The 12,657-nt window shown below is 39.9% G+C and carries 13 protein-coding genes; 5 read left to right on the top strand and 8 right to left on the bottom strand.

Annotated elements, in window-relative coordinates; genetic code table 11:
- Window positions 1-128: 128 nt before the first annotated feature.
- Together ABFX33_RS04620 and ABFX33_RS04625 are read right to left on the bottom strand one after the other, a co-directional pair.
- Window positions 129-482: a hypothetical protein gene (locus ABFX33_RS04620; RefSeq protein ID WP_257089191.1), complete on the bottom strand. Its 354-nt coding sequence runs from the start codon at window positions 480-482 to the stop codon at window positions 129-131.
- Window positions 483-654: 172 nt separating this feature from the next.
- Entirely contained in the window at window positions 655-1,701 is a 1,047-nt protein-coding gene (locus ABFX33_RS04625) for a ferredoxin--NADP reductase (protein WP_257089189.1), read from the bottom strand.
- 177 nt (window positions 1,702-1,878) lie between these two features.
- On the opposite strand from ABFX33_RS04625, the gene ABFX33_RS04630 reads away from it, so the two are divergent.
- Window positions 1,879-2,595, top strand: a complete 717-nt coding sequence (locus ABFX33_RS04630) for a superoxide dismutase (protein WP_120258413.1) — start codon at window positions 1,879-1,881, stop codon at window positions 2,593-2,595.
- A gap of 64 nt (window positions 2,596-2,659) precedes the next feature.
- Here ABFX33_RS04630 and ABFX33_RS04635 read toward each other — a convergent pair whose 3' ends face one another.
- Together ABFX33_RS04635 and pyrE are read right to left on the bottom strand one after the other, a co-directional pair.
- Window positions 2,660-3,058: an SRPBCC family protein gene (locus ABFX33_RS04635; RefSeq protein WP_257089187.1), complete on the bottom strand. Its 399-nt coding sequence runs from the start codon at window positions 3,056-3,058 to the stop codon at window positions 2,660-2,662.
- A 19-nt stretch (window positions 3,059-3,077) separates the two neighbouring features.
- Window positions 3,078-3,728: an orotate phosphoribosyltransferase gene (gene pyrE / locus ABFX33_RS04640; RefSeq protein ID WP_120258415.1), complete on the bottom strand. Its 651-nt coding sequence runs from the start codon at window positions 3,726-3,728 to the stop codon at window positions 3,078-3,080.
- A gap of 22 nt (window positions 3,729-3,750) precedes the next feature.
- Between pyrE and ABFX33_RS04645 the strand changes: the two genes are divergently transcribed.
- The 4 genes from ABFX33_RS04645 to gloA2 all read left to right on the top strand — a co-directional run bounded on the left by ABFX33_RS04645 (window position 3,751) and on the right by gloA2 (window position 6,680).
- Window positions 3,751-4,338: an NUDIX domain-containing protein gene (locus ABFX33_RS04645; protein WP_346084541.1), complete on the top strand. Its 588-nt coding sequence runs from the start codon at window positions 3,751-3,753 to the stop codon at window positions 4,336-4,338.
- A 57-nt stretch (window positions 4,339-4,395) separates the two neighbouring features.
- On the top strand, window positions 4,396-5,112 hold the full coding sequence (locus ABFX33_RS04650; protein WP_346084543.1) for a 3-ketoacyl-ACP reductase: 717 nt from the start codon (window positions 4,396-4,398) through the stop codon (window positions 5,110-5,112).
- Window positions 5,113-5,229: 117 nt separating this feature from the next.
- Window positions 5,230-6,291: an NADH:flavin oxidoreductase/NADH oxidase gene (locus tag ABFX33_RS04655; RefSeq protein ID WP_346084545.1), complete on the top strand. Its 1,062-nt coding sequence runs from the start codon at window positions 5,230-5,232 to the stop codon at window positions 6,289-6,291.
- On the top strand, window positions 6,288-6,680 hold the full coding sequence (gloA2, locus tag ABFX33_RS04660) for an SMU1112c/YaeR family gloxylase I-like metalloprotein (RefSeq protein WP_346084547.1): 393 nt from the start codon (window positions 6,288-6,290) through the stop codon (window positions 6,678-6,680). The genes ABFX33_RS04655 and gloA2 overlap by 4 nt, the downstream gene beginning before the upstream one ends.
- A 58-nt stretch (window positions 6,681-6,738) precedes the next feature.
- Here gloA2 and infB read toward each other — a convergent pair whose 3' ends face one another.
- From infB to ABFX33_RS04680, 4 genes are all read right to left on the bottom strand, one after another.
- Window positions 6,739-9,885 (bottom strand): translation initiation factor IF-2, encoded by a 3,147-nt coding sequence (gene infB, locus ABFX33_RS04665; RefSeq protein WP_346084549.1) that lies wholly within the window; start codon window positions 9,883-9,885, stop codon window positions 6,739-6,741.
- 103 nt (window positions 9,886-9,988) lie between these two features.
- Window positions 9,989-11,230: a transcription termination factor NusA gene (gene nusA, locus ABFX33_RS04670; RefSeq protein WP_120258421.1), complete on the bottom strand. Its 1,242-nt coding sequence runs from the start codon at window positions 11,228-11,230 to the stop codon at window positions 9,989-9,991.
- A 5-nt stretch (window positions 11,231-11,235) separates the two neighbouring features.
- Window positions 11,236-11,700: a ribosome assembly cofactor RimP gene (gene rimP / locus ABFX33_RS04675; protein WP_346084551.1), complete on the bottom strand. Its 465-nt coding sequence runs from the start codon at window positions 11,698-11,700 to the stop codon at window positions 11,236-11,238.
- Window positions 11,701-11,839: 139 nt separating this feature from the next.
- Window positions 11,840-12,616, bottom strand: coding sequence for an XRE family transcriptional regulator (locus ABFX33_RS04680; protein WP_346084553.1), 777 nt, complete (start codon window positions 12,614-12,616; stop codon window positions 11,840-11,842).
- Window positions 12,617-12,657: the final 41 nt, after the last annotated feature.

The raw sequence follows: 12,657 nt of genomic DNA on the forward strand, positions 1-12,657 counted from the left end.
AAAAGTATTTCAAACTGATGTTTGATTTTATCATTAATAGGTTTTCCTAAATCAACTGATTAACATTGGCCGCATCCTTTTTGCTCACCATTTCTACCTTCGTATGTATGTAACTAATGGTTGTGAAATTAACGCTGAAGGAACCCATTGGAATGTGCAAATACGTTGGTATCTGTACCCGTGTCACAGCGAAATATATGTTCAGCATAATTTAATGTCGCCTCCCTAAACCAGGTCGATCCAAACAAGCTGTTGCTGTCCACTGGATAAGCGAATACACTGCTAAAACCAAAATGAAATTTTATAGTAAAGTAAGTTGCGACATCCTGCCAAAAATCAGTGATAGTTGACGTTGACCATGTCCGTAGATCATGATAAGACGCGAAGGATAATTGATATCGTTGTTCGATATACTGTTTGAATTTATTGATCTCAGATTGAGATTTTTGTTCTCCTATCGGGCCCCAGAGTAATTTTCCCATAATAGTTGGATATAAAAAACGGTTATACCCAAACTTAGCTAAATTTGCTTTTAAATGCAATTTTAATTGCAGCACATAGCAGAACAAATAGATAATAATAAATAATATATTAAAATATTATTCGGGAATACCCGCAATTAATCAAACAAACGAGATAAATACAACCTGTTTTTTAAAGTACCTCAATTTCTGTTCCTTCAACAGTAGGATGCCCCGTGCACAACAAGATACGCCCATTTTCCATTTCCCGATCGGTTAACACTTCGTTATAATCCATTCGGACTTTCCCCTTGGAACATTGTGAGATACATGTACTGCACATGCCAGATTTACAAGAATAGGGTAGCTTGATTTTATGCTCCAGTCCTACATCCAGAATAGATTTATTATACGGGACCTCAAGATCATAGCTTTCGCCTTGAAAATGTAATTTGATTCGATAGGATGTCGTATCAATTTCCTTTTCAGATTCATCGTCATCATCCTCTTCATTTTCGGGCAATAAAAATGTTTCTCTCTTAATCTGATTGGCATCGAAGCCCATACCCAAAAGTGTAAAACGACATAAATCCATATAAATCACCGGTCCGCAGGTATAAAATAGTGCTTCCTCTTTTTCCCCAACAAGATGATCCTTGACAATGGAAAGAATATAATCCCGATTCAGTCGGGCTTTCATCAGATATTTACTATTGGAATAAATCCAGACAATCGTTAAACGATCGGGGAATTTCATAGCCCATTCCTCCAGCTCCTCACGGAATGGCGTTTGATCAGAGGCACTGTTGCTATACACCAGTACCACCTTAGACTTATCTTCAACAAGCAGCGCCGTTTTAAGAATGGAATATAAGGGCGTTATACCAATACCTGCTGCAAATAAAAACAAGGTTCTTACTTTATACGCATCAGGCTCATATGTAAATAATCCCTGTGGTTCCATGGCTTGAACGATATCCCCTTCAGCAATAGTATGATGAAGCAATCTTGAGATCTCTCCATTTTCCACACGTTTTACCGTAATACTTAATGGCTCATCATAATCCGGCGAACTATTAAAAGAATAGGAACGACGAACCTCCCGATCACCAAACATAAATGAAAGTGTAATAAATTGCCCTGCTTTGTATCTAGGATAGTCGCCGGCAAGAGATTCCAACTGAAAAGTAATATTATTATTGGGTTGGGGAATTATCTTTGCTATTCGTAATGCGTACATAGTTCAAATATACTGTCGAATTTTGGCTTACACAAATGTAAAAACCAGAACGGAAATAGGCTTTTTCAGATACCTTTTATAACAATTTTGTTGTATTACAATTGGCAGACAATTCTTGTACAATATTTGTAGAATTTCACGTTATATTTATATAGAAACTTATTATAATAAGATTATATGCAAACACGCAGAAACTTCCTTCAAAATGCAGCAAAAGCCACATTGGGTATTGCTGTATCTGGATCAATATTACAAGATATTGCTTCCGCGAAAGCAACTGAATTAAATGCCGCTACCTTAAAGTTTTCCCAAGTAAAGTTACCTTTCAGTTATGCCGCATTGGAGCCCAATATTGACGCCTTGACGATGGAAATCCATTATACAAAGCATCATATGGCCTATATCAATGCAGTCAACGAAGCTATTGTTGCTGAGGCGATCAAAGAAACTTCAGAGGAACAGCTTTTAGCTAATATATCCAAATATTCCCCGAAAGCCAGAAATAACGCTGGCGGTGCATGGAATCACAATTTCTTTTGGGAAAGCCTGTCCGACAAAGCTAGTCAACCATCAGAAAAATTGTTAACGATGATCAATAAATCCTTTGGTTCATTAGACAAATTTAAGGAGCAATTCGCCGCCGCAGCGACAAGCCGCTTCGGTTCAGGCTGGGCCTGGTTGATTCTTGATGATTCGGGGAACCTGAAAATAACTTCTACCCCAAATCAGGATAATCCGTTAATGGATGTTGCTGAAGTAAAAGGCATCCCAGTTTTGGGACTCGACGTTTGGGAACATGCTTATTACTTGCATTATCAAAACAAGAGAGCAGACTATATTAAAAATTGGTGGAATGTCGTCAATTGGAAAAAAGTAAATGAGCGACTTGCATAATAACATAAAAAAAGCTCGATCTTAGATCGAGCTTTTTTTATGTTATATTCCGTAATAAGACCTACTATCCCAATACAGTTTTAAGTTTGTTCACCTGAAAGTCAATCAGTTTCTGAAGTGGCCCTGATGCGATCATTTTCATCATCATATTCAGATCTGCATCAATTATAAACGTAGCTTTGGTCACAATTTCTGATACTGCTTGCAGTTCCCAACGCAATGTAACCTCGAAAGGCGCTTTTTCAGAAGGAATGAGTTTGATCAATTGGTTTTCTACACGCTCCTCCACTCTTAGCGCTAATTTTGCCATATTTTGAATGGTAAATCGCGCTTCATCCGACGTTGAAGACCAATTATAGATATTTTCAGGCATTAACTGCTCATGATTATTGAGATCAGTTAAAAAAGCAAATACCTCGCTGACATTTCTGTTGATTTCTGTTGTGTTCTGAATAGTAGTCATAACGGTAAATTATTCATCTTTATTGAAAATTTTCACCCCATCCTTCAGGGTTCAATCTCCATTTTTTCAAAATTTCAACATCCTCATCCAAGACATAGCCATTTTCAGCTGCGACTTGAATCAGTGCATCGTAGTTACACAAGCTGAAATAAGGACATTTTGCATCAGCAAAATTATCAGTCGCTTGTTGTAATCCGTACGTAAATATGGAAACCAATCCAACAACATTACAACCCGCTTCACGCAATGCTTTGACCGCGATCAAGCTGCTTTTTCCTGTCGAAATTAGATCTTCAACCACAACTACACGTTGCCCACTGACGACTTCACCTTCGATCATGTTTTGACGTCCATGATCTTTAGCTGAGCTTCTAACATAAGAAAATGGTAAGCCCAAATCCTGTGCTACCAACACGCCTTGTGGAATACCTGCCGTAGCTACTCCAGAAATCATATCTACAGATCCAAACTCTTCTTGAATAAGCTTAGAAAGCTTCTGACGAATATACGTACGTATCGCTGGATGAGATAAAGTGATACGGTTATCACAGTAAATTGGAGACTTCCAACCCGACGCCCAAGTAAAAGGACTTTTAGGTTGCAATTTTATTGCTTTAATTTGCAATAAGGATTCAGCAACTTTTTGTTCAACCTCATTTAAATTATTCATGGCGCAAATTTATAAAATTTATATGAACGAAACCGTGCTAATTTTAGCCGATTTTGTTCCTTCGAAAACTAAAAACACGCAAACAATTAGTATTCAAGACATTGAACTTCAAAAACTTTTCAAACAATCTGAAATTGATAAAGTCCCGAAGACATATCTCTACGTCAACAGGGATTTCGAAACCGTATTTCAAAACCTAAAAAGCAAGTTAAAAATCATTAAAGCTGCTGGTGGACTGGTTAAAAATGGTGATGGTGATTACCTTTTTATCTACCGCTTGGGCAAATGGGATCTTCCGAAAGGCAAAGTGGAAGACAATGAAAAGATGAAAGAAGCCGCTGTACGTGAAGTAGAAGAAGAATGTGGTATTAAAATCAACTATTTAGGTAAAAAGATCATCACATCCTACCATACATACTATCTACGTAATGGAGAATTTGTATTAAAGGCAACCAATTGGTATGAAATGGGCGTTAATAAAGTTCCGAAATTAATACCACAAACAGCTGAAGACATTACAAAGGCAGAATGGCGTCCTGTAGATCAATTTGATGAAGTGCGGGCCAATACCTATCCGATTATAGAAAATATCATTAAAAAAGTGAAATAGGCTGTCTTTTGAGGTTCATTTGACAGTAATCCATGAGATCATGCTTACTTTTATACTATGGAAAATATAACAGGAAAAAGGGCCTTAGTGACAGGTGGAGCAAAGGGGCTTGGGAAAGCCATTGCTGTTGCATTGGCTAAAGAAGGTGTACACGTTGCGATCACAGGAAGAAACGAAACAGCATTGAAGCAGGCTGCCGATGAGCTCAAAACGTTAGGCACACAAGTTACTTATGCTGCATTTGATGTATCAGATAACGAGGCAGTACAACAGGGAATTAATAATCTCAATGAAACCTTTGGCTACTTTGATATTCTTATCAACAATGCCGGCATATCTTCCTTCTCCTCTGTAATGGATATGGACGTGCAAGAATGGACTGAGATTATCAATGTTAATCTATTGGGAACCTATTTTGTTACAAAAGCTGTCCTGCCACAACTAATCGAAAAAAATCAGGGTGATATTGTCATGGTCTCTTCTACAGCAGGATTGAATGGTGCAGCTACGACCTCAGCATATAGCGCTTCAAAATTTGGTGTTATTGGATTGGCAGATTCATTGATGCGTGAAGTACGTAAAAATAACATTCGGGTCTGTACCCTAATGCCAAGTACCATTGCATCGGATATGTCCAAAGATCTCGGTCTGACGGACGGCGACCCCGAAAAAGTATTGCAACCGGAAGATTTCGCGGAACTAATTATCGCGAATTTAAAATTGCCTAGAAGAGCGATGTTAAAATCTGCCTCTCTATGGTCTACAAATCCATAAAAACCACTATTGCGAGCCTTTAACAACACTAAAGGCTCGCAATAGAATTATTTGTGATCTATCAACACCATTCTCAGACAGGAGCTCACTACATCCGTCTAATATAAACAACAAATTATGAGTAAACTATTTTCATCGATAAACATCGGTTCCTTAAACCTGAAAAATCGCTTAGTCGTTTCCCCTATGTGCCAATATTCTGCTGAAGATGGCTTTGCAAACAACTGGCATCTTGTCCACCTTGGTCAATTTGCCATTGGAGGCGCAGCAGCAATCATACAGGAAGCAACAGCCGTGGCACCCGAAGGTAGAATCAGCTATGGAGACCTTGGGATATGGGATGACCAACATATTGACAAACTAAAAGAGATAACAGCTTTTATCAAAGCAAATGATGCTATCCCCGGTATTCAGCTCGCGCATGCAGGCCGCAAAGCCAGTAGCAACAAACCTTGGCTTGGTCGTGGTCAATTTGCCCCTTCAGAAGCCCTAGGATGGCAGACTGTCGCTCCATCGGCACAGGCTTTCCATTCGACAGATTACGTCCCCAAAGAGCTTAAAACAAATGAGATCGAAGAAATCATCGAACAGTTTGGACAAGCTACCAAAAGAGCTATTCAAGCTGGTTACGAAATCATCGAACTCCACGCAGCACATGGTTACCTCATCCATCAGTTTCTCTCCCCTTTGTGCAACTTACGAACAGACCAGTTCGGCGGTCCATTTGAAAATAGAATCCGCTTCCTGCTGGAGATCATCAAACGGGTAAAACAGGAAATATCGGCGCAAAGTTTATGGGTACGTATTTCTGCGACAGATTGGGCCCCGGATGGTTGGGATCTGGATCAATCCATAGCGCTATCACAGCTCCTGACCGAGCAGGGAGTTGATATCATTGATGTATCGAGCGGTGGAGCAGTTTCCCATCAAAAAATTGATATTGGCCCTGCCTATCAACTTCCATTCGCCCTCGCGATCAAAGAGAAAACCGGAAGCAAAACTGCTACTGTCGGCATTATTAAAACAGCGACTCAGGCCGCCGATATTATCGAGAAAGATCAGGCAGATTTAATTATGATCGCTCGGAGTTTTTTAGATGATCCACATCTCCCTTTACACTTTGCAAAAGAATTATCCGTCGATATCCCCTGGCCAAAACAATACGAAAGAGCAAAATGAAATTAAGCTTAAACAAAATACACCATATTGCGATCATATGTAGCGATTATCAGCGGTCAAAAAAATTCTATACCGAGGTCCTCGGCCTTGAAATCTGGCAGGAACACTATCGGCTAGAACGGGATTCATACAAATTGGATTTAAAACTCAACGAAACCTACATCATTGAACTATTTTCCTTTCCATCTCCCCCTAATAGACCAAGTTTTCCTGAAGCTGCTGGTTTAAGACATTTAGCTTTTGAAGTCGATAATCTGGATGCGGAAATACATAAATTAGAACAGGCAGGTATCGTACATGAAGGGATAAGGATCGACGAACTAACACAAAAAAGGTTCACTTTTTTTGCCGATCCAGATCAACTTCCGATAGAGTTATATGAGCGTTAGAAACAAATAAAAGCGTTGATTTTCATCAACGCTTTTATATTAGGTCGTAAATCGAAAATTACAATTTACGTTTTACTTCTACTTGTTCGTAAGCCTCTACGATATCACCTACCTGGATGTCGTTGAAACGGTCAATATTCAAACCACACTCGTAACCTTGTGCAACCTCTTTCACGTCGTCTTTAAAACGTTTCAAGGAAGCCAATCTACCAGTATGGATAACCACACCCTCTCTGATTATGCGGATATCATTATTTCTATTGATTTTACCTTCTCTAACCATACATCCCGCAATGGTACCCACTTTAGAGATTTTAAATGTTTCTCTGATTTCAACCTCAGCAACAATTTTCTCTTCAAATTTCGGAGCCAACATACCTTCCATCGCAGATTTAATCTCTTCGATAGCATCATAGATGATAGAGTACAGACGAACGTCGATTTGCTCATTCTCAGCCAATTTACGCGCATTTTGTGTTGGACGTACTTGGAAACCAATGATGATCGCATCAGAAGCAGATGCCAATAATACATCTGATTCAGAGATCGCACCTACTGATTTATGGATAATATTCACCTGGATCTCATCTGTTGATAATTTCAACAATGAATCTGATAATGCTTCGATAGAACCATCCACATCACCTTTCACGATAATATTAAGTTCCTTAAAGTTACCGATAGCCAAACGACGACCGATCTCATCCAAGGTAATATGTTTCGTTGCACGCATACCTTGTTCACGTTGTAACTGAAGACGTTTGTTTGCTACCGTTCTAGCTTCAGATTCGCTTTCAAGAACATAAAGCTTATCCCCAGCTGTAGGTGCTCCAGCCATACCCAAAATCTGTACAGGTACAGAAGGTCCCGCTTCTTTAACACGTTCACCTCTTTCATTGGTTAGTGCTTTCACCTTACCAGAATGCGAACCTGCCAAAATTGGATCTCCGACACGAAGAGTACCTCCTTGGATCAATACTGTAGTCACAATACCACGACCTTTGTCCAACGCTGCCTCAATCACCGAACCAACAGCACGTTTTTTCGGATCAGCTTTCAAATCCAACATTTCAGCTTCCAAAAGAACTTTTTCTAAAAGAAGGTCAACATTTTCCCCAGTTTTTGCAGAGATCTCTTGTGCTTGGAATTTACCACCCCAATCTTCAACCAAGATATTCATTGCAGAAAGCTGCTCACGGATACGATCAGGATTTGCACCCGGTTTATCCACTTTCGTAAATGCAAATACAATTGGTACACCTGCTGCTTGCGCGTGATTGATCGCCTCTTTCGTTTGTGGCATGACTGCGTCGTCCGCTGCAATAACGATAATAACGATATCCGTTACTTTGGCACCACGTGCACGCATCGCCGTAAAGGCTTCGTGACCCGGTGTATCCAAAAATGTAATTTTACGGTCATCATCCAATTTCACCGCGTATGCACCAATATGTTGGGTGATACCACCGGCTTCACCAGAAGTAACGTTTGCTTTACGTATATAATCCAACAAAGATGTTTTACCGTGGTCAACGTGTCCCATTACGGTTACGATTGGAGCTCTAGACACCAAATTCGCCTCATTATCTGCTTCTTCCAGTTCCGCAGTTTCCTCATCTTCAGGTTTAATAAATTCAACTTGATAGCCAAACTCATCTGCTACGATAGTCAAAGTTTCCGCATCTAGACGTTGGTTGATAGACACAAACATACCTAAACTCATACAAGTTGCGATAATCTGTGTGACTTGAACATCCATCAGATTTGCAAGCTCATTTGCTGTAACAAATTCTGTTACACGCAATACCTTCGCCATCAACTCTTGCTCCATTGCAGCTTCTTCCGCATGTTGAGCGACATCATCACGTTTCTGACGTCTCAACTTCGCACGTTGTGCAAATTTACCGGATTTACCTGCTCCACTTAAACGAGCAAGTGTTGCTTTGATTTGATCTTGGATTTCTTTTTCAGAAGGTTCCTCTTTATTTTCAACAGGTCTTCCTTTTCCTCTATTGTCAAAACGACCATGTTGTGGCCTTGCTCCACCTTGTCCCGGTCTACCTTGATGCTGGTTGTTTCCACCCTGCCCCGGTCTGCCTGGATGCTGGTTGTTTTGTCCCGGACGGTTGTTCGGATTGTTGTTGTTACCTTGATTGCCACCTCTGTTCCCTTGTTGGTCACGGTTGTGGTTATTGTTTCCATCACGAGGACCACGGTTTTGGTTGTTATGCCCCTGACCTTGTCCCGCATTCGGATTTACTGGACCATTAGGATTCGTGCGCTTACGCTTACGTTTCTCATTATTGTTTCCAGCATTTGAAGATGATGCCACAGGTTTGTGCGAAGGTCTAGCAGAAGGTAATTCAATCTTACCAATTACTTTAGGACCTGTCAATCTTTCTGCACGAGCAGAAATAATATCATCGCCTTCTTTTTTCACAGGCTCCACTTTTGGAGTTACTGGTACAGCAGCTTTAGGTGCTGTTTCGTCTTTTTTCTTTTCTTCTACCTTCACAGGTTCGGTTTTTGTCTCTACAACCGGAGTTGCTTTTACTTCAGTTTTATCTACTTCAGGTTTGGGAGCTTCCACCCGAGGTGCCACTACTTCGGCTTTTTGCTCTATAACCTTTGTTTCTTCTTTTTTCGCTTCGATGACCGGAGCTTTAACTTCGGCTTCTTTCTGCTCTACTACTTTCTCTACGGCCTTAGTCTCTACAGGCGCGTCATGCGTAACTTTAGGCTCCTCCTTTGAAGGCTCCTCTTTTTTACCCTTGTGACCACCTCTATTCAAGGCATCAAGATCAATTTTGCCAACCACTTTCATACCACCTTGATGAACAGGTTCCTCAGGCTTGGCAGGAGTGACTTCTTTGACAGATGGGATTTCTACAGTATTCTTAACCAAGATTTCTTTTGGCTCCTCATGTTCTTCAAAATCCTCATTTCTAGACGATTCTTTAGGAGAAGTGGACGGCGACTCCTCACGACGAATTTTGCCAATAACAATTTGTTTAGCTTCATCTTTCAGTGATTTGTCTCCCTGAAACTCTTTTAACAGCACACCATACATCTCTCCGCTCAATTTAGTGTTAGGCTTTGCTTCTACATCATATCCTTTTTTCACTAAACATTCCACGGCAGTATGTATCCCGATGTTGAGTTCCTTTGCTGCTTTAAGCAAGTTTGTTCCTTTTCCTTCAGTCATCTATAATATAAACTATTTTAATATAATTACAAAAATATGTTTTTTTCCATCCATAAACAATTTATTCCGAATGTTAGATAGAAAAAAATTAACAGGCTGAATTTTATTCAAATTCAGCTTGCAATATACGTAGGATATCACGAATGGTATCTTCTTCCAAATCGGTACGTCTAACAAGTTCTTCTTCGCTAAGTGATAAAACAGATTTTGCAGAATCCAAACCTACACGCTTCAATTCATCAATAACCCAGCTTTCAATTTCATCACTGAATTCTTCGATATCCACATCCTCATCAAATTCATCATTCTCACGATAAACATCAATCTCATAACCAGTCAATTTACCAGCCAATTTAATATTATGTCCACCACGACCAATTGCCAACGAAACCTGATCCGATTTTAAGTATACAGCAGCAGTTTTGTTTTCTTCGTCAATCTTAATTGAACTGATCCGAGCAGGGCTCAAAGCACGTGCGATATATAACGAATGGTTTGTAGTGAAATTGATCACATCAATATTCTCATTACGCAATTCTCGAACAATACCGTGAATACGTGATCCTTTCATACCCACACAGGCTCCAACCGGATCGATACGGTCATCATAAGACTCAACCGCCACTTTAGCACGCTCCCCTGGTTCACGGACAATTTTCTTGATCGTAATCAGACCATCAAAGATTTCAGGAACCTCAAGCTCAAATAAACGTTGTAAAAACGCTGGTGCAGTACGTGAGATAATGATTTTTGGATTGTTGTTCATCATATCCACTTTATGAACTACCGCGCGGATACCATCGCCTTTTTTGAAATAATCAGCAGGGATTTGCTCTGATTTAGGTAAAATCAACTCATTGCCATCTTCATCCAACACCAAGATCTCTTTCTTCCAGATCTGATAAACCTCACCAATAACCAACTCCCCTTCTCTATCTTTATATTTTTTGAAGACTTCGTCTTTCTCAAGTTCTAATACCTTAGAAACAAGCGTTTGACGAGCAGCCAAAATAGCACGACGTCCAAAGCTTTCCAAAGTGATCTGTTCGATAAAATCATCGCCTACTTCAAGGTCCTCATCGTGTTTTCTCGCTTCCGCCAACTCGATTTCAAGATCATCATCCTCAGAAAATTCATCTTCAACAACGACACGCGTTCTCCAAATCTCCAAATCCCCGTTATCTGGATTCACGATAACATCCACATTTTCATCCGTACCGAAACGACGACGGATCATACTACGAAAAACCTCTTCCAATACTGTAATGACCGTAGGTCTATCGATATTCTTAAACTCTTTAAACTCCTGAAAAGAGTCTATCAGATTGATGTTGCTGTTACTCATTATTTTTAAAATGAAATTACCACTTTTGTTGCTTTTATTTGATCAAAAGGAAGTTCTTTTTCCACCTCTTGCGCTTTTTTACCTTTTTCTTTTACTTTTTGAAGAATGCTGATCTTTGTCTCATCCGCCGCCAATAACGTTCCCTCAATTTTTGTATTATCGTCCAACTTAACCTGTACAGTACGACCTATATTTTTCTGATACTGCCGATTATTGACGAAATTTGAATCGATACCCGGTGACGAAACCTCCAAACGATAGGCATTATCAACGACATTTTCCTCCTCCAAATGAAAACCGACATGGCGGCTCACTTGCGCACAATCATCAATACTAACCCCGTTATCCCCATCTAAGAGGATCTCCAAAATCTTATTTGGACGCATCTTTACACTAACAATAAACAAATCCTCGCGATCTGCTATTTTTTCCGCTATGAGTTCAATGACTCTTTTTTCTACATCTTGCATTGTTCTACTGCCTAGAATGCTAAATTAATTGTATTAAAAAAAGGGGGCAATACGAGCCCCCTTCCTTTCAGATATGCAAATATAGTATTTTATAAAATAAAAAACAAATACCCAAACAGCAACGGAAGTATTTTTTCTGTTATTTCGAATTATCAACGACTGCATTAATTGTTTTTTGCATCTGTGCCATCATACTGGTTAATGTTTCCATTGTTGGCTCAGGAGTTGGCTCCGGCAGTTGAGTACTAATAAAAGCTTTCGCCCGCCACACCTCTAAAATATCAGGGGTCTCAACCCAGTATGGTTCGTAGGTTTTATTATCAGAAACAAGCTTCAAACCTTTATCCTCTTTAAATTTAAAGGCAATACGCTTGTAGACAACTCCCTCTTCCCGGGATACAACGATATAAGTATGTCCCGGTTTTATATCATGCCAATTTTCGACATATTCCGCCACAATAATGGATCCTGAGGGCAATGGCAACATCGAATCTCCTTTGATCTCAAAGGCCCGAAAAGTCCCCTGCCCAAACATGGGTAGTGAAAACTTCGGAAGCTCAGCGACATACTCCGGATCACCATAGCCATTCAGGTAACCCGCGCTTGCTTTAACCGGCACAAGCTCAATGTTTTCGCGGTCATCACCATCAACAGTCACACTTAATACCCTGAGATTAGACGCATTGCTTTTGGGTACCGGCTTCCACTTCTCATCAATCACATCATTCGCCAATTCATCCATGGTTAACCCATAAAACTCGGCAATTTTCTTTAGCAATTCGTATTTAGGCTCCGCTCTATCTTCTTCATAAGCACCGACAGAAGCGCGCTTAATCTCCATGATATCAGCAAATTGCTGCTGCGTAATTTTCTTTCCTTTTCGAAGGAATTTCAAGTTGGACGAAATATTTGACATATTATTTTTTCAAAAAATATTTTGCAAAAACTAAATTTATT

This window comes from Sphingobacterium ginsenosidimutans (assembly GCF_039536865.1).
GTDB lineage: Bacteria > Bacteroidota > Bacteroidia > Sphingobacteriales > Sphingobacteriaceae > Sphingobacterium > Sphingobacterium detergens.